Origin of the sequence: Rhizobium sp. BK289, from assembly GCF_014193575.1 — a bacterium.
Classification (GTDB): domain Bacteria; phylum Pseudomonadota; class Alphaproteobacteria; order Rhizobiales; family Rhizobiaceae; genus Rhizobium; species Rhizobium tropici_C.
This window is the reverse complement of record NZ_JACHZO010000010.1, coordinates 204,561-222,865: the sequence shown is the minus strand read 5'-3', so window position 1 is coordinate 222,865 and position 18,305 is coordinate 204,561. Positions and strand designations below refer to the sequence as shown.

The window sequence follows — 18,305 nt, the reverse complement described above, 5'->3', positions numbered from 1 at the left end:
CATTCATGGGTTCAGCGCACCGCATAGCCGCCATCGACGAGCAGGTCTGTGCCCGTCACGAAGGAGGCGTCGGCCGAGAGCAGGAAGGCGGTCGCGGCCGCAATCTCGTCGGGCTGGGCGATCCGGCCGAGCAGATGCGCCGGGCCGAGTTGCCGGTCGGCGGCTTCGAGATCCGGCCAGCGCTGCAGAAGCCGCTGCGTTGCGACCGCGCCCGGCGACAGGCTGTTCACCCGGATGCCCTCACCCGCATGATCGATCGCCATGGCCTTGGCGAGGTGGACGAGACCTGCCTTGGCGGCGCAATAGGCGACGGCCTTGGCGGTTGCGACATGCGCGAATTGCGAGGCGATCAGGACCACGGAACCGCCGCCACCAGAAATCATCAGGGGCAATGCGAACTTCGATGCCAGGAAAGCCCCCGTCAGGCTGACATCGAGCTCGCGGCGCCATTGCTGCTCGCTGAGATCGACCACCGTCCCATCCAGAGATGGCGCAGCGGCATTGTGAACCAGGCCGTCCAACCGGCCGAACCGGCCGCGGACCGTATCAAGCGCGCGCTCCATCGAACGCCCGTCGGTGACGTCGCAGCGCACGGCAAGCGCGCGCGAGCCGAGTTCCTCGGCCAGATTGGCGGCGGCATCCTCCGCATGGTCGGCGCAGACAACGCTGCCGCCCTCGGCAAGGCAGCGCCGCGCGATGGCCGCGCCGATGCCGCTGGCGGCACCCGTGATCAGGATGACCTTGCCGGCAAGTCGGGCAGTCATGGGATCGGAGTCCGAGGTCATGACGCCAGCACCCTGGAAAGCCCCTGCTGCGGCGGGAAGGGACGCAGGCGCGGGATGAACTGGCCGCGGCCGGGCTGCGACAGAACCTCGCCGTCGTTCCAGACGAGCTCGCCCCGCGAGATCGTCATGACCGGCCAGCCGCGCACCGTCTGCCCCTCATAAGGGGTGTGATCGGTCGCGTGATGCAGCATGTCGTTGTTGATGGTGACGAGGCGATCCGGGTCCCAGATGGCGATATCGGCATCCGAGCCGACAGCGATCAGGCCCTTGCGCGGATAGAGGCCGAAGAGGCGCGCCGGCGCAGCAGAAGTCAGATCAACAAACTTCTGCAGCGACATGCGTCCGCCGTTGACGCCTGCCGAAAATAGCAGCGCCAGACGTGTCTCGATACCGGGGATGCCGTTCGGGATGCGGTTGAAGGGTGTGTCCGGCCCGCCGGCGATCTTGTCCGCGTAATTCCATGGCGAATGGTCGGATGAGAAGACCTCAAGCGTGCCGTCGAGAATGCCGCGCCAGATCTCCGGCTGGTGCGACTTGTCGCGTGGCGGCGGCGTGCACACGCATTTTGAGCCGGAGAGATCATGTGTGTCGATGTCTTCGGCCGAGAGGAAGAGATATTGCGGGCAAGTTTCGGCATAGATCGGCAGGCCTCGCGCCTTGGCGCGGCGGATTTCCTCGACTGCACCGCCGGCGGCGACATGGCTGACAAGGATCGGCGTTTCGACCAGTTCCGACAGGCTGATGGCGCGATAGGTCGCTTCGCGGTCGCCAATCTCCGAATGGGTCTTCTCGTGATAGCGCAGCTGCGTCTTGCGGGCGGCGATGAATTTTTCCGTTAGCCAGCGTATGCAGGCGTCGTTTTCCGCATGAACCATGACCATCGCGCCATGCGAGCGGGCGAGATCCAGTACGTTAAGAACCTCGTAGTCGTCGAGCTTCAACCCGTCATAGGTGAGATAGATCTTCATCGAGGTGCAGCCCTCGGCGATCAGCGCCGGGATTTCGTCGCACAACACCTCGGGCGAGGGATCACCGACGATCAAATGAATCCCATAATCAATATGCGCCTTCGGCCGCGCCCGCTCGTGATAGTCCTCGACAATGTCGCGCAACGATTGGCCGCGCATCTGCATGGCGAAGGGAACGACCGTGGTCGTGCCGCCGCACAGTGCGGAAAGCGTTCCCGTGTTGAAGTCGTCGGCGGTGGCCTTCCCTTCCCAGGGCTGCTGATCCATGTGGCAATGGCTATCGACGCCGCCCGGCAGGACAAGCCTGTCCTCGGCCGAGATCTCGCTCTTGCCCTCGGGCAGACCCTTGGCGATGGCGGCGAATTTGCCATCACGAATGCCGATATCGACTTCGCGTGTCTCATCCGGAAGCACGACGCGGCCGCCGCGAATGACGAGATCGAAGGGAACATCTTTGCTCATTGGTTCACTCCGGAAGCAAGGCCATCGGGCGCCGCCTCCATAATTTGCGTGGCGGCTTTGCGCCGAAGGTTGAAACAGGCGCCGACCGAAACCAGCGCGGCGCCGCTGCCGAGCATGATGAAAAGCGCATAGGGCGCGACGTAGTCCATGAGGCCGGCGGCAATTCCTGGGGTCAGGACATTGCCGATCGAATAGAGCAGCAACAGCCCGCCCGATGCCGACACCATGTGACGACTATCGATCTGCGAATTGGCAAAGGCGATGCCGACGGGATAGATCGTCAGGGCGGTCGCGCCGTAGAGGAAGAAAAGCACGAAGAGCAGCGGCACATAATGGTTCGCGAGCAGGATGACCGCCGCGCAGAGCGCTGCCGCAAGCATGCCCTGTACCAGCAGCATCCAGCGGCGGTCCAAGCGATCCGACAGCCAGCCGACCGGCGTCTGGGCCAGCATGCCGCCCATGCTGAACGCCGTCACCAGCCCAATCGTGGTCGATGCAGGAAGCGCGATCTTCGCGCCATAGAGCGGCGTCAACGCGAAGACGTTCATGTTGGTCATGCCCGCCTGAAAGACGGCGATGATCGTGACCGGGGCCAGAACGGCGAGCTTCCATAGGCCGTAACGCTGATCGGCCGCGGTGACATCTGTCTGCAGGGGGCGAACGGATCGCATCGGCAGTGCCGGCCAGGGACGTCCCACAAACCGGCAATAGAGCGTGCCTGCCGTAATCGTCAGGGCTCCCATCAGGAAGAGGTGCGGCGAATGCGGGCCTGCGGCCTCGACCAGCAGTTGGCCGAAAAGCACGGCGAGCGAGGTCATCATCATGTAAAGCGAGAAATAGGCGCCGCGATTGCGCTCATCGGCATAAAGATTGATCCAGCTCTCCGAGACCACGAAGAGGACGGCCATCGAGAAACCGCTGAGAAAGCGCAGGACAAGCCAGACGGGCGTCGCCGCCGTTGCCATATAGCCGAAGCCGGCAAAGGTCGCGAGGAAGCTGACCACCAGAAATGCGACGCGATGGCCGAGGCGGGCGACAAGAAGACGCGCCACAAGGCAGCCGGCGAGAAATCCGACGGGAAAGCCCGTCAGGAGAAGCTGAACGACGCCAGGATCGATCCCGAGCTGGCTGAGCCTCAGCGAAACCGAGGTCGTCAGCAGGCTGTTTCCGGTGCCGATGACGCAGATCCCTACCATGACAGGCACCAGCGCGCGAAAACGCGGCGCCCTCTTCCAGAAGCTCGCCGCGATGGAGGTCTCGGAGCTCATCCCTCCTCCCCCGTCACCGATGCATAGACCGGCAGTTCGGAGCGCAAACGATCTTTCTCGATATGGCAGGCGATCTGATGCGTCTCAGACATCTGCCGGATCGGCGGCGCGACCGCGTCGCAGATTCCGCCGACCTTGCGATGACAGCGGGTGGCAAAGCGACAGCCTGCCGGCACGTTGACCGGGCTCGGCGTTTCGCCGGTCAGCCGTATCCGCTCACGCGTTGCCTCGTCGAGGTTGGGGCTGCGGATCGCAGAGATCAGCGCTTCGGTATAGGGATGCGTGCCGCCGCCGAAGACTTCTTCGACCGTGCCCTGTTCCATGACCTTGCCGAGATACATCACGACGACCTTGTCGGCGACATGCCGCACCAGCGCCAGATCGTGGCTGATGAAGAGCATCGTCGTGTGCTTTTCCTTCTGGATATCGAGAAGGAGTGTCACCACCGCCGCCTGCACGGAGACATCGAGTGCCGAAACCGGCTCGTCGGCAACGATCAGCGACGGATCGGCGGCAAAGGCGCGGGCGATCGCGATGCGCTGCTTCTGACCACCGGAGAGCTGGTTCGGCTTGCGGTCGGCGACCGCGGGCGACAAGCGCACCATTTCCAGAAGCTCGCGCACGCGCTCCTCGATCGCCGCCTTGCCATTGCGAATGCCGAATTTCTTGATCGAACGGCGGATGGAAAAGGCGGCCGAATGCGAGGGATTGAGCGTGCTGTCCGGATTCTGGAAGATCATCTGGATCGATTGCAGCATGTTGCGCGGTCGCTGCCGCGCCTGCAGCTCGGCAATATTCTCGCCCGCCATGCGGATCGAGCCCGACGTCGCGCTGTCCAAACCGGTAACGATGCGGGCAAGGGTCGATTTTCCGCAGCCGGACTCCCCGACGAGAGCGACGATCTCGGCCTTGCGCACGCCGAAGGAGACGGCCTCGTTGGCCTTGACGGTCTTGTCGGTGCCGATGCGGTAAAGCTTGGTGACGTCGGAGAGCGTGATTGCCTCTTCCTTCGGCGCGACCTGCCCGAGTTCCGCCGGCAGCCTTCCGACAGGCCGTTCCATGTTAGGCCAGCGGACGCAACGGACCAGATGGTCGGCGCCTGCCTCGGTCAGTGCGAGGCCCGGCCTGTCACATAGGCCGGCGGTGAAGCCGGCACAACGAGGCGCGAAGAAGCAGCCTTCCGGCCGCTCCTGCGGCAGCGGAATATGGCCTGGGATGGCGGCGAGCGCGCGGCTGCGCTTGTCGCTGCCGATATTGGGAATGCAGTCGATCAACCCCTGCGTATAGGGGTGGCGCGGCCTGCGGAAGAGATCGCCGGTCTTGCCCTCCTCCACCATCTCACCGGAATACATGACGCCGACGCGGTCGCAGGTTTCGGCGATCAGGCCAAGATTGTGCGAGATGAACAGAAGGCTGGTCGAATAGCGCCGGCGCAACTCGCCGATGAGGTCGATGACGGCCGCTTCGACTGTCACGTCGAGGCCTGTCGTCGGCTCGTCGAGCAGTAGCAGCGAGGGCCGCGCCAGAAGCGCCATGGCAATGACGACGCGCTGTTGCTGGCCGCCGGACAATTGATGCGGATAACGCTTCAGCATGTCGCCGGCATCTGGCAGGCGGACGTCGTCGAGCATGGCAGCGGCCATTTCCATCGCTTCCGCCTTCGTCGAGCCAAGATGCAGCAAGGGCACTTCGGCAAGCTGCGATCCGATCGTCTTGACCGGATTCAGCGCGCTCATAGGGTCCTGATAGACCATGGCGATGCGCCGGCCGCGGATCGCCCGCAGCTGCTTTTCCCTGGCGCCGACGAGTTCGGCGCCATCGAAGCGGATGCTGCCGCCGGCGATCACGCCTGTGTTGCCAAGATAGCCCATGATCGCCATGGCCGTCGTGCTTTTGCCACAGCCGGACTCGCCGACGAGGCCGTAGCTCTCGCCCGGGCGGACGGAGAAAGAGAGATTCGGCACCGCGACCACTGTCTCACTCTTGCCGCGAAACTCGATCCTGAGATCCCTGATATCGAGTAGCGGTGCCAGATCGGTGTTTGAAGCGTCGGGCATGGCGGCGCCTTGCAGGTTGGAGACGGACAGGTTCATGGCTTCCACGCCTCACGCATGCCATCGGCAAGAAGATTGAAACCGAGCACGAGACTGACAAGGGCGGCGGACGGAATGAGCGACATGAGCGGCCAGACATTGAGAACGGTGACGCTCTCCTTGACCATGCCGCCCCAGTCCGGATTCGGTGGCGGCAGACCGAGACCGAGAAAGCCGAGAATGCCGATGGTGATGATCGTATAACCGATGCGCAAGCAGGCATCGACGATGAGCAGGCTGCGACAGTTCGGCAGGAGCTCCACGAGCATGATGTAGAGCGTGCTTTCGGCTCTGAGCTTCGCTGCGGCGATATATTCTTGCTCCTTGAGGCTGAGAACGAGGCCGCGGGTGATGCGACCGATGCCCGGCGACGAGGCGATCGTCGTGGCGATGACGATATTGAGCACCGAGGGCCCGATATTGGCGATCAGGATCACGTAGATCACGAGAACAGGAAAGGCGAGCACGATGTCGGAGAAGCGGCTGATCAGCGCGTCGATCAAGCCGCTGTAGTAACCGGCCACCATGCCCATGGTGATGCCGACGATCATCGCCACAGCGACCGAAAGCGGCGCAACAAAGAGGACGGTGCGCGCACCGAAGATCAGGCGGGAGAGAACGTCTCGGCCGAGAATATCGGTGCCGAGCCAATGCGTGGCTGATGGAAAGGGATTGCCCATCGCCATCACGTCCGAATCCGTCGGAGACGGCAGCGGCAGGATGGGCGCGAGGGCGGCTGCGGCCACCCAGAAGACGACGAGGAACAGGCCGACGATGGCCGTCTTGGAATGAAAGATCCGCATCCAGCTCGGCCTCGCCGCGCGCTTGACACCCGTCACCTTTATCGCGGCAATATTGTCTTGGATTGCCATGGCTTACCTCACCCGGATGCGTGGATCGAGCAGCATGTAGCCGAGGTCGCCGAGCAGCTGCGTCGCGACGGCGACGGCCACGGTGATCAGAGTCGCCGCCTCCAACGTCGCGATATCGCCGAAGAGGCTGGCATCGAGGATCAGCCGGCCAAAGCCCGGATAGGCAAACACAAGCTCGGTGACGACAACACCGCTGATCAGGAAATTGATCTGCAGGAGAAGCACGGTGAAGGGAGCGATCATCGCATTTCGCAGCGCATGGCCGAGAACCATGCGGCGGGTGCTCATGCCCTTTAGCACAGCGGTGCGGATATAGGGCCGCTCCATGACGCCGATCATCGAGACGCGGATCATGCGGGCGACATAGCCGAAATCGTAGATGACGAGCACGGCGACCGGCAGGACGAACTGATAGGGCACCGGCCATCCGCCGTCGCTGTTGAGCGGGCTCGTGCCTGGTAGGATAGGCCAGAGAATGACGAAGAGCGTTACCAGGAAGACACCCGATGCAAACTCGGGGATGGAGGTGAAGGTGATGCAGATGATCGAGAGCGTTCGATCGAGCACCCCTCCTTCCTTTAGCCCCGACAGGATGCCGAAGATGATCGACAGCGGCACGATGAGCATAAAGGCGAAGCCGGCCAGGATCGCGGTATTGCCCAGTCTGTTCCAGATCACGTCGTTGACTGGCAGCTTGTTCAGCGTCGAATAGCCGAAATTGCCGAAATATTGCGCCCCGCGTGGATCCGTGAAATTGAGGCCCGTGCTTGGATCCTGCAGCGGATCCGGAATGACGCCGACGAGCACGCCGAGCCAGCGACCATAGCGCACGAGCAGCGGATCATTCGCCTTCAGCTTTTCGGTCAGGATATCGACCTGTTGCTGTGTGGCAAAGGGGCCGAGCGATTTTCGCGCCACGCTGCCGGGCGTAAATTCGCAGACAGCAAAGACCAGGAAGGATGCGCAAAGCATGGTGAGCAGCATCATGACCAGCCGTTTGAAAAGGAATTTCGACATTGCACTCAGTCCGGTTTTCTCGCGGGCCTTCAAGGGAATCGCCCGGCGGAAACCGGGCGATCTGGCCGCTCGATCAGGCGGAGATCGCGTATTGGTGCGCGAAGATGTACTGCGAAGGATGGAGCTCGAAGCCCTTGACCTTCTTGTCCATCACGGTCGAGAAGACGCGCCAGAAGGGCTGAACGATCGGCCCGTCATCCTGCATGATCGCCTCGATCTTCGCCATGACCTTGCTGCGTTCCTTCGGATCAAGAATGCCCTCGGCCTGAGTCAGCAGCTGGTCGAATTCCGGATTGGCATAGTGGGATTCGTTCCAGGCGGCGTTCGAGCGATAGGCGAGCGACAGCGTCATGATGGCGAGCGGACGGTGGCCCCAGGCCGTTAGGCTGAAAGGGGCGGAGGTCCAGACTTCCCAATATTGGGCGCTCGGCAGCGACTTGATGTTGATCTTGACGCCGATGTCGGCGAACTGCTGGGCGAGCACCTGTGCCGTGTTGAGCTCCCAGATAGGATCCGGACGCGTGACCATGTCGAATTCGAAGCCGTTGGGATAGCCAGCGTCGGCCAGCAGCTTCTTGGCCTTGGCGATATCGCGCGGATATTTCGGCAACGCCGCATATTCCGGATGCGACGGGGCGACGTGGTGGTCTTCTGCCGGCGTGCCCGCGCCCAACAGGGACGTCTGGATAACCTTGTCGCGATCGATCGCAAAGCGCATGGCCTGACGTACGCGCTTATCCTTGAACTGCTCTACGTCAGGATGCATGCGGGCGACGACGGTCTGCGTCGTCTCTACCTTGTAGACCGCCACATGCGGGAAGTTCTTCATGGAGCTGATCTGCACGGCGTCAGCTTCCGACAGGCCGTCAACCTGCTTGGATGCCATGGCCGCGATGCCTGCCCCTGGATTGTCGCCGAGGTCAACGAATTCGAACGTTGCGAGATAGGGGCCGGTGCCCCAGTAGTCGGTGCGCGCCTTATATTTGGCAGCCTTGCCGACCGTGTATTCCGTCATCTCGAACGGGCCCGTGCCGTTGGCGTCAGGGCCAAAGGAGCCGTTGTCGGCCGGATCGAGGATGAACATCGGGTAGTGATAGAGGTGTTCGGGAACGGCGATCTGCGGCGCGAAGCAGTTGAGGCGAACCGTGTAGTCGTCGACCTTCTCGATCGCATTGTCGGCCCAAAGCTTGCTCGACTTTTTCGGATTGCCCTTGTCGTCCTTCTCGCCACCGTCATATTCCTGGACGAGATAGCCGGTAAAGAGGCCAAGAACAGACGAGCCGACCTTCGGGTCGCTGACACGCTTCAGGTTCCAGACAACGTCGTCGGCGTTGAGCTCACGGCCGCCCATGCGCCACTTGACACCCTTGCGAACATGCAGCGTCCAGGTCTTCAGGTCGTCGCTGACATCCCATTTTTCGAGAAGGTAGGGATGGGTGATGTTGTTGCGGTCGGTGAAGGTCAGGTATTCGCAGACCTGGCGGATGACATTCGACTTCTCGGCGAAGTCAGCCAGATGTGGATCCTTGATTTCCATGCAGCGCATGCCAATGCGCAGGTTGCCGCCCTTCGGCATGTCGTCGGCCTTGGCTTCGCCGAAAGGCTGTGCAAGGCCGGCGAGCGAATAGGCCGCGGCAGCTGAGAGGCCGAGAAGCGTCGACTTGCGCAGGAAGTCCCGGCGGTTGATGCTGCCGTCCGAAAGGTCCTTGATAAGCGTCGGAATATAGGAATGCTGATTCTTGTCCACGAGGATGCTCTCCTAGTTCGTGCAAACTGTTCCCGTTATTGTCTGAATGCGAAGCGGAGCGGGTCTCCCGCCGCTTCGGCCTGCGCGGATCTAATGTCCGTTTTCGCCGTCGAGACCAAATCTAGAGGCAATACGAATGCGACAGAATGCATTCATCCGACATGAAATATGCGCCAGGCGACATATTGCTGCATTGCACCAATAACGATGTCCGTCGATCGGAAAGACAGGCAGAAATTGCAGCTGTGCCGATCAGGCGCGGCGCGTGGCGGCAGGGCTTTCCTTGAAGTGCTGGCGGTAAAATCGGCTGAAATGAGACGGCGATTCGTAGCCGCAGACGCCGGCGATATCGGAGACGCTGAGATCGGTGTGGATCAACAATTCCTTGGCCCGCGCCATGCGCAGGTCGATGTAGAACTGCGACGGGCTTTTGCTGAGATGTGTGCGAAACAATCGCTCCAGCTGGCGCGGCGAGACCTTGACGCTTGCAGCAAGCTCCGCGATTTCGATAGGTTCCGACAAGCTGCTTTCCATCCGACGGATGACGAAACCGAGCTTGGCGTTCCTGATACCAAAACGGTCCTCCGGCACCATGCGCTGAACGTCGTTCTGGCGACGCATGCGGGGATGATTGAACTGGTCGGAAATCTGCTCTGCAAGGTCGCGACCCTCGATCGCGGCGATTAGGTAAAGCATCATGTCCAGCGTGACGGTGCCACCGGAGGACGTAATCAGGCGGCCATCGACGGAGAAGATATCATCCGTCGCCAAGCAATTGGGAAACTCGCTTCGAAACGACGGCAGCGATTCCCAATGTATGGCGCAGCGGCGCCCCTCGAGCAGCCCGGCCCTCGCCAGATAGAATACGGCGGTGCTCACGCCGCCGAGAACACAGCCCTCGGAATAGACGCGGCGTAGCCAGGAAAACAGCGCCGGATCGTAACTCTCAGTGTAATTGACGCCGGCGCAGACGAAGAGAATATCGCATTTCGGAGCCTGCGCCATCGCATAGTCCACTGGGAAGGCCAGCCCGCTGCTCGACCTCGCCTGCTTGCCCTCGGCCGAGATTAGGACCCATTCGAAGGCCTTACGCTTGAGCAGGCGGTTTCCCTGGCGCAATGAATCCAGTGCCGCCGAAAAGGTCATCAGCGGATAATCGGGCGCCAGGAAGAAGCCGATACGCACCGGCCGCTCGCTATGTTTCAGCTGTCCAAAAGAAAAGGATTGTCGCGTCATTTCCCAACCGTATTGCATGCCAAAGCCACCGCCTACAGTCTCGATTGATCAATCATCGCGACAGGTCAGAAACATCCGATCCAAACAGTGAACATAAGCCATATATTGAACGTCCGATCCGGATTGCTGATCAGAACGAACGCCATGCCCAAAAGACAGAATGCCCGCTGTTTTTGTTTCCCAAGGGCATATCGAGTTTCTCTTGCCTAGACTGGTGTGCCGACGCCCAGTAGGGCTTCCTTCTCATTCACCGACAGGCTCGTCAGCCGATAGAGGATAAAGCCTGACTTTTCGGAATGGATGCTTGCCAGCGTCTCGCCGAAGACGGTTTTGATTTCGCCCAACAGTTCACCTGCTACCACCGGCTCTCCCAAATCCTTATTCGGGTACCAGAGGCCGGTGACCGATGCTGTCGGCACCCACATGGTCACGACGTCGAGACTCGTGGTTGGTGCCTCGCCGGGCAGCATGCCAATATGCTGCATGACGCGGCGGATGCCATCAGTCATCTGTGTCACGGTCTCTTCGCCCCAAAGGCCGTTGCCGCTGACTTCAGGTAGGATGCTTGGGATGCCGAGCTTGTGAGACGCATCGACCGTGTAACCGGACCCACCGGCCGCAACGGCAACCTTGATGCCGAAGACGGCGGCAAGCGCTTGCGATTTCTTGCAGCCTGCCGGAAAGACCGTAAACGGTGCCAGCCCCTCGTCGAGATCGCCGCCGTGGCAGTCGATATAAGCATCTGCTTTCGGAAATACTTCAGTTACCAGCCAGTGTGCCAGTTGCTCGCTCGTCGTTCCGTCGGGCTTACCCGGAAACATGCGGTTCAGATTTTTGTCGTCCTGCGGCATGACATAGATCTTGCGACGGCGGAAGGCCTCGACATTCAGAATTGGCAGCACGATGAGTGTGCCCTTGATCTCCTCCGGGCTCGTCTTCATCATTTGGACGGCTGCCTCAATGGAGCAAAATTCCGAACCGTGAACGCCGGCGGTCACGAGCAGGCATGGCCCCTCCTCCGCCCCCTCGATGATCGCGAAGGGGATTTCCAGCTCGTTGGTCGGACGGACATGGCCGAATTCCGACCGCGGCTTTCCGGTACGTAGCGCAGGCAAGGATGTCATCGAAATATCCTCCGTCGAAACGCCATCGGCGCGCTTCTTCGTCTTGGTGTCGTTCAGGCTGAAGTAGCAAGCCGCCTCAGCAGCATCGTCCATGCCCGCATGCCCAGCTTGAAATTGCCAAGCCGGAGGAATTCGTTCGGCGCATGGTAGTCCTCGTCCGCCGTCGAGAAGGAGAAGAAGATCGAGGGACTGCCGAGATAGTTGCGAAAGGCGCTTCCAATGGGGATCGTCGCGCCCATGGCGACGCGCAAGGGTTTTGCGCCTAGCAATTCGCCAAGAACCTCTTCGGAAATCTTCAACGCCGGCAGGTCGGGATCGACGAATTCGGCCTCGCTGCCCGGCCCATGGCGATGGATCTCGAGCTGGAAACCCTTCGGCAGATGCTCATGCAGATGGCGGCTAATGGCGGCGATCACTGCATCCGGCTTCTGCCCGGCAATGAGGCGGCAGGTGATCTTCGCGCTGGCCGTATTCGGAATGACCGTTTTGGTGCCCTTGCCTTGATAACCGCCCCAGATCCCGTTGAATTCCAGGGTCGGCTCCAGCCATTGGCGGATCAGCAGCTCGCGGCCGTTGTCGATCGGTTCACCGCCGGCAACCCCGATCTCCCGATAGTAGGCGGCGCTATCGAATTGCGATGCCTCGATTGCCGTGACAATCTTCGGATCGGGCGGTGTGGCTCCATCGAGAAAGCCCTCGACGCTAACGCGCCCATCCGGACCGTGCATGGTTGCGAGCAGGCCGGCAAGGGCTGCGATCGGGTTCGGCGCACTGCCACCGTGGCGGCCAGAATGCAGGTCCTTGGCGGCACCGGTGATGGCAATATCGAGAGCAGCCAATCCACGGCTTGCCACCGTAATCGATGGCTTGTCAGGGCGCCACATGGCGCCATCGGCAGAAAGCACAAGATCGCAGCCGAGCTTATCGCGGTATTTTTCGAGCGTATGCGCGAAATGCGGGCTGCCGGATTCCTCCTCGCCCTCGATCAACACTTTGAGATTGACCGGCAACCGACCTTCGACGCGCATGAAGGCCTCAGCAACGATGATCGGGATTAGCAGCGGTCCCTTGTCGTCGGAGACGCCACGTGCATAGAGCCTGCCATCGCGTTCGTCCGGTTCGAAAGGCGGCGTCATCCACTTCTCAAGCGGATGCGGCGGCTGGACATCATAATGACCGTAGACGAGATAGGTCGGCAGGACCGGATCAGAGAGGATCTCGCCATAGACGGCCGGATGACCACCGCTATCAAGCATCTCGACGGCCGAGAAGCCTGCCTTGCGCAAGCGATCTCCCACGAATGCCGCAGCCTGTCGCATACCCTCCGCAAAGGCGGGATCGGTGCTGACGCTCGGAATGCGGCAGAAAGCCTTGAGATCGTCGAGAGCGGCTGGATAGTTGTCTTCCAGATAGGTCTCGACGCTCATTTGCCGCCGTCCACGCTGATGACCTGACCGGATATCCACCCGGCATAGTCGGAAGCAAAAAACATCACCATCGCGGCGATATCTTCGGGCAGGCCGAGGCGCTTCAGCGCGATATTGTGCAGAAGCCGCGCCTGACCTTCTTCGCCCATCGCTTCCCACTGGCGTTCGGTCGTCGGGTTGGAGCGCACGAAGCCCGGCGCCACATTGTTGACGGTGATGCCCCATGGCCCGAGCTCATGAGCAAGCTGGCGGGTGAGGCCGATCTGGCCTGCCTTGGCGCTGGCGTAGGCCTGGATGCCGGTCAGCGAAATGCCGAGGCCGGCGCCGCTCGAAATGTTGACAATCCGGCCCGTCTTGCGCCGTTTCATCGCGGGGGCCACTGCCTGCGCCATGAAGAAGGCGCCCGACAGATTGACATCGAAGATCGTCTGCCAGTCGCTCTCGGAAATGTCCTCGATTGGCCGGCCCACCTGCCCGCGTACGCCGCCGGCATTGTTGACGAGGATATCGACCTCGCCGAAGGCCGGCACCAGCGCCTGTACGTCGGCGCGGTTACCGACGTCGAGCACATGCGCCGTCGCCTTCTCACCACAGAGTTTGACGGTTTCCGCCAGTCCGGCCGCATTCACATCGCAGACATGGACACGCGCATCGCGGCTTGCAAAACCTTGAGCGATCGTCCGGCCGAAACCATGAGCAGCCCCTGTGACGATCACCACCTTTCCATCGAAGGAGATATTCATGCGACCCTCGCAAGCTCTTCGATATTGGCCATGGCAAGGGGCCGTTTGCCGTCCTCAATCTCATGGATCATGGAAATGACGCGCGCTGCGAGCGGTGTAGGAACCCGCAATTCCTGGCCGATCTCGACCACCGGCAACACTTGCGCATCGACTTCGGTCTTTCGCTTGCGCACCGCCAGGTCACGCCAGATGCCGGAGTGCGACTTGACGGATTTTCGGTTGTGGACCGACATATCGTCAAAGGACTTGTTGGTCTGCTCCGACGTCGCCAACGGACCGAAAGCCGAAGGGTCGAAGCCGTCAAAGGCTTCCGGCTTGATATTGTTGATTGCCGCTACCGTCGCGACTTCAAGTGCCAGCCTGCGCAGAACCGGCCTGGCGATCGGATTGTCGAGCACATCGGCAATGCTGTCATTCGTCAGCGCAGTGCCGAAGAGCAACGCGCCATAGATCAGCTTGCCCCAGAGAAAACCCCAGATGTTGTTGGTGATCAGGGCTTTCGGTTCGAACTGCTTCATCAGGTCGTAAATGTATTCGGTACGAGTGGTGAAGCGTCCGTCAAGCTCGCCGATGACGACGGCACCGTGGCCGCTATATTGGACGACGCCGGGCTCGATATAATCCGCTCCGAAATTGACGAAGCAGCCGATGACCCTGTGCTCGCCGACGATTTGGGAGATGACGCGCTCGTTTAGACCGTTTTGCGCCGACACCACGTAGCCGTCCGAGGCAAGATGCTCGGCAAGCATATGTGCCGCGTCTTCGGTATGATGAGCCTTCACGCAGAGGAAGGTGCGCGCATATGTACCCTCCAGCTCCTCCGGCAGATAGGCCCTGGCCTGCACCACATCCTCGAAAATCGGGCCGACGATCGTCAGGCCCTTCTCGTTGATGGCATCGACGTGTTCCCTCACATTATCGACGAAGATCACCTCGTTGCCAGCGCGGATGAAGGCGGCACCCAACGTACCGCCGATCGCACCGGCGCCCCAGATCAGGATCGGGTCGCTCATGCCCAGCCTCCTTCGAGAAGCGCACGGGTTTCCTCGACAGCCACATCCCAGATCGCCTGCATCTCCTCATCCGGTCGCTCGTAATAGCCGCCGAAGTTGCCATCGCCGAGATACGCCTTGACGGCGTCCGGCGACATGACGCGCATACGGGCGAGATCGATCATTGGCTTCCGCTGCGTCGGCTGCTTGATGCCCTGGAGACGGGTCCAGGGGAAGTTTTCCATCCATGACGCATGCGACGCGAGCGTGTCGATCTCCTGCACCTTGGCGAAGGTCTTCGGCGCATTCCACCAGTTGTGGAACTTCACCGCCGTATCCGGATTATCGGCCATCCATTCGATCGCCATGCTTCCGGCCGGCTGATTGCCACCATGGCCGTTGACGACCAGTATACGGCGGAAGCCCTGCCGTCTAAGACCGTCGAGAATATCGCGAACCAGGCTGATGTAGGTTTCCTGGCGGATGCTGATCGTGCCGGGATAGGAGAGGAAATAGGGGGTAATCCCATAGGCCACGACCGGGAAGACCGGAATGCGGAGGGGGGCAGCAGCATCGGCCGCCACTTTCTCCGACAGAATTGAATCAACCGAGAGCGACAGGCCGGCGTGCTGCTCGGTGCTGCCGAGCGGCAGGATCGCCCGGTCATCGGTTTTCAGATAGGCTTCGATCTGCTGCCAGTTTGCCTCAGATACTCTCATCTCGTCTGCCTTTGCTAGACCTTTGCATCAATCTCGTTTTGCTTGGGATTTTCCTCGCCTCTGGGCGAGGCTCCGTCTGCCCGGATGATCGGCACGATCACCCGTTCGATATCGCCGGTGTCCGGCGCGTGGCGGTATTCGATTGCCTGAACTCCAGCAGGCAGGAGCTCCATCACGCGTTCCGCACCCGATGCGAAGATCACGACGGAAACATTGGCGAGCAATGGCTCCAGCGCCGGCGCCTCCAACGTGGTGGCGGTAATTTCGCTGACATGCGGTGCAAAACGCTGCACACCGCTTTTCATGATCGGTAAAAAATCTGGAAAACGCGAGACAACGGCGATCGAGGCCAGTGAATCGAGAGAAGCAAGCGCCCTGCGCGTCTCCTCCGATGGCGTAAAGCTGATGGTCACCACCTTGGTATTCGGCACCAGAGTGGCGACCTCGCGATGGCGGTTGGCAAATGTAATGGCAAGATCGGCGGAATTGGCGCGCGCCTTGGCTGCCGGATTGCGTTCGATCGCCGAAACAGTGAGCGGCTCGACCGTCACCTCGCGCCCGAGGCGAGCAGCAATGAAACGGGCATAGCTTGCCGTCGCATCCTGAAAGATGCCGATCATGACGATCCGCAGCCGCGGCCCGATACTGTCACGATAAAAGGCACGAGCATTGACAAGCGATACCAGATCCGATGAGCGAATGCCGAGCCGTAGGCTTTCATCGATCAGGTGGTCGATCTGGCGGTGCAGCTCCGTGACATCGGCCCGTCCCGCAAGCCGCGCCTGATGGCTGTCGCTGACGAAAGTGCCGGAACCGGGACGCGTATCGATGAGGCCAGCAGCCTTCAGATCGGCATAGACCTGACTGACCGTCATCGGCGCAACACCCACCTTATCGGCGAGCTCGCGGACGGAAGGAAGTGCCTCTCCCGGAGCCAGCTCACCGCAGGCGATACCATATTCAATGAGGCCATGAAGCTGCGTGCGCAATGGCACAGGCAGATCCCGGTCGATGAAAAAATCCATGAAACCCGTTCGGTACGATCTGTTATAGGACACTATAACGATTATTGTGAAATCGACGCGCTTGCAAGTCAAGCGCCTTGAACGTTGCGCGCAAAATTAGGTTGACAGGCCATTTTTCGCATGAAATCGTTATAGCCAACAAGAACAGTTAATTTTATAAAAGGGGAATGATATGAAAACGATCGCTCGTGCGGCCGTAGCCGCTGTAGTTTTACTCGGCACCAGTGTTTCAGCATTCGCCCTGGAGCGGGGCGGCACGCTGGTCTACGGCCGTTACGCCGACAGCCTTTTTCTGGATCCGGTCCTGAACGATGCCAATGTCGACATCTGGATCCTATCCAACCTTTACGACACTCTGCTCCTGCCGACCGACGATGGCAAGGGCGTACAGCCGGGCCTCGCCAGTGACTATAAGCTCGCCGACGACGGCAAGAGTGTAACGCTCACTCTGCGGGACGGCATCAAGTTTTCCGATGGTTCACCGATCACCCCCGCCGACGTCGCCTGGTCTTTGAAGCGCGCTGCCAAGAAGGGCAACGGCATCTGGGGCTTCATGATCGAGTCCATCGATGACGTGACCACCGAGGGCGACAAAACCGTCACCATCAAACTCAAGCACCCGGACCCCGCCATCCTCGCCGCGCTGACGGTGTTCAACACCGGCATCATGCCGGAAAAGGCCTTTGAGGCTTCGCCAGGTGCTACCGATCAAGAAAAAGCCAAGGCCTTCGGCGAGCATCCGATCGGTTCCGGTCCTTTCGTGCTGAAATCGTGGAATCGCGGCTCCAGCATGAAACTGGCGCGCAACGAATATTATTGGGGTAAGGGCGAGGACGGCAAACCGTTACCCTATCTTGACGGCATCGACTTCGAGCTGATCCCCGACGATGCGACCCGTATCCTCAAACTCACTTCCGGTGAGATCGATGGGGCCGAGTTCATTCCCTATGCCCGCGTTGACGAACTGAAGTCGGCGGACAATCTCAATATGGAACTTTACCCTTCGACCCGCGTCGAATACATCACGCTAAACGTGCGCCCGCAGCTCGGCGGCAAGGACAATCCTCTGTCCAACGCCAAAGTTCGTCAGGCGATGAATTATGCCGTCAATAAGGATGCGATCATCCAGATTGTCACCCATGGCGTCGGCACGCCGCAGACCTCCTATATGTCGACGGCGACGCCGCTGCATGTCGGGGACAAGCCGCTTTATCCCTACGACCTTGAAAAGGCGAAGAGCCTGATGAAGGAGGCCGGCTTCGAAAAGGGGTTCTCGACCAGTATCCTGGTCCTCGCGGGCAATCAGGATGAAATCGGTATCTCCACTGCCCTGCAGCAGATGTGGGCGCAGATCGGCATCAAGCTGGAACTGCAGCAGGTCGATAACCCGACCCGCACCCAGCAATATCGCGACGGTACTTTCGTGATGCGCAATGCCGCCTGGACGGACGACATCGCCGATCCGAACGAAATCACCTCCTACTTCGTCTATTCCAAGACGATCGACGCCCTACACACTGGCTGGAAGAGCGACGAGGCCGACAAGCTCTTCGAAGACTCCCAGAAGGAGATGGATCCGAAAAAGCGCGCCGAGCAGTATGCGAAGATGCAGGCCATCTACAACACCGAGGGACCGACCGTGCCTCTTTATGAGACGCCCTACCCGGTTGCGCTCAGCAAGAAGGTTCACGGCTTCCTTCAGATCCCGCTTGGCAACAACATCTTCGCCAAGACCTGGAAAGACAAGTAATCCCGAACGAGCCTGCTGCGCGGGCCTTCCACGAGGCCTGCGGCCTTTTTTCGATTGCGGTATCGGCCCGAAAATCG

At 60.6% G+C, this 18,305-nt stretch carries 15 protein-coding genes; 1 reads left to right on the top strand and 14 read right to left on the bottom strand.

Translation table 11 applies throughout. From position 1 onward, the window contains the following. Positions 1-11 precede the first annotated feature (11 nt). The 14 genes from FHT84_RS20800 to FHT84_RS20735 all read right to left on the bottom strand — a co-directional run bounded on the left by FHT84_RS20800 (position 12) and on the right by FHT84_RS20735 (position 16,478). Complete coding sequence (locus FHT84_RS20800) at positions 12-785, bottom strand: SDR family oxidoreductase (RefSeq protein ID WP_246698574.1); 774 nt, start codon at positions 783-785, stop codon at positions 12-14. Continuing rightward, positions 782-2,215, bottom strand: coding sequence for a dihydropyrimidinase (hydA, locus tag FHT84_RS20795; protein WP_113248605.1), 1,434 nt, complete (start codon positions 2,213-2,215; stop codon positions 782-784). The genes FHT84_RS20800 and hydA overlap by 4 nt, the downstream gene beginning before the upstream one ends. Beyond that, positions 2,212-3,483 carry an MFS transporter gene (locus FHT84_RS20790; protein ID WP_112342827.1) on the bottom strand — a complete coding sequence of 424 codons (1,272 nt, stop codon included), beginning with the start codon at positions 3,481-3,483 and terminating at the stop codon, positions 2,212-2,214. Before FHT84_RS20790 ends, hydA begins: the two co-directional genes overlap by 4 nt. Then, on the bottom strand, positions 3,480-5,576 hold the full coding sequence (locus FHT84_RS20785) for an ABC transporter ATP-binding protein (RefSeq protein WP_183763916.1): 2,097 nt from the start codon (positions 5,574-5,576) through the stop codon (positions 3,480-3,482). Before FHT84_RS20785 ends, FHT84_RS20790 begins: the two co-directional genes overlap by 4 nt. Beyond that, positions 5,573-6,448 carry an ABC transporter permease gene (locus FHT84_RS20780; RefSeq protein ID WP_112342829.1) on the bottom strand — a complete coding sequence of 292 codons (876 nt, stop codon included), beginning with the start codon at positions 6,446-6,448 and terminating at the stop codon, positions 5,573-5,575. The genes FHT84_RS20785 and FHT84_RS20780 overlap by 4 nt, the downstream gene beginning before the upstream one ends. A gap of 3 nt (positions 6,449-6,451) precedes the next feature. Then, the gene (locus FHT84_RS20775; protein ID WP_112342830.1) at positions 6,452-7,465 is read right to left on the bottom strand and encodes an ABC transporter permease; all 1,014 of its coding nucleotides are present in this window, start codon (positions 7,463-7,465) and stop codon (positions 6,452-6,454) included. Positions 7,466-7,538: 73 nt separating this feature from the next. Further along, on the bottom strand, positions 7,539-9,212 hold the full coding sequence (locus FHT84_RS20770; RefSeq protein ID WP_112342831.1) for an ABC transporter substrate-binding protein: 1,674 nt from the start codon (positions 9,210-9,212) through the stop codon (positions 7,539-7,541). 252 nt (positions 9,213-9,464) lie between these two features. After that, complete coding sequence (locus FHT84_RS20765; protein ID WP_245430377.1) at positions 9,465-10,466, bottom strand: GlxA family transcriptional regulator; 1,002 nt, start codon at positions 10,464-10,466, stop codon at positions 9,465-9,467. A gap of 188 nt (positions 10,467-10,654) precedes the next feature. Further along, a complete protein-coding gene (locus FHT84_RS20760) occupies positions 10,655-11,665 on the bottom strand; it encodes a M14 family metallopeptidase (protein ID WP_112342832.1) in 1,011 nt (336 codons plus the stop codon). Continuing rightward, positions 11,626-12,999, bottom strand: a complete 1,374-nt coding sequence (locus tag FHT84_RS20755) for a dipeptidase (protein ID WP_113248602.1) — start codon at positions 12,997-12,999, stop codon at positions 11,626-11,628. Before FHT84_RS20755 ends, FHT84_RS20760 begins: the two co-directional genes overlap by 40 nt. Continuing rightward, on the bottom strand, positions 12,996-13,742 hold the full coding sequence (locus FHT84_RS20750) for an SDR family NAD(P)-dependent oxidoreductase (RefSeq protein ID WP_112342834.1): 747 nt from the start codon (positions 13,740-13,742) through the stop codon (positions 12,996-12,998). The genes FHT84_RS20755 and FHT84_RS20750 overlap by 4 nt, the downstream gene beginning before the upstream one ends. After that, on the bottom strand, positions 13,739-14,755 hold the full coding sequence (locus FHT84_RS20745) for a 2-dehydropantoate 2-reductase (RefSeq protein ID WP_112342835.1): 1,017 nt from the start codon (positions 14,753-14,755) through the stop codon (positions 13,739-13,741). The genes FHT84_RS20750 and FHT84_RS20745 overlap by 4 nt, the downstream gene beginning before the upstream one ends. Continuing rightward, positions 14,752-15,453, bottom strand: coding sequence for a creatininase family protein (locus tag FHT84_RS20740; protein WP_112342836.1), 702 nt, complete (start codon positions 15,451-15,453; stop codon positions 14,752-14,754). The genes FHT84_RS20745 and FHT84_RS20740 overlap by 4 nt, the downstream gene beginning before the upstream one ends. A 14-nt stretch (positions 15,454-15,467) precedes the next feature. Further along, positions 15,468-16,478 carry a GntR family transcriptional regulator gene (locus FHT84_RS20735; RefSeq protein WP_112342837.1) on the bottom strand — a complete coding sequence of 337 codons (1,011 nt, stop codon included), beginning with the start codon at positions 16,476-16,478 and terminating at the stop codon, positions 15,468-15,470. 172 nt (positions 16,479-16,650) lie between these two features. Here FHT84_RS20735 and FHT84_RS20730 point away from each other — a divergent pair, with 172 nt between their 5' ends. Beyond that, positions 16,651-18,228: an ABC transporter substrate-binding protein gene (locus tag FHT84_RS20730; RefSeq protein WP_113248601.1), complete on the top strand. Its 1,578-nt coding sequence runs from the start codon at positions 16,651-16,653 to the stop codon at positions 18,226-18,228. Positions 18,229-18,305 lie beyond the last annotated feature (77 nt).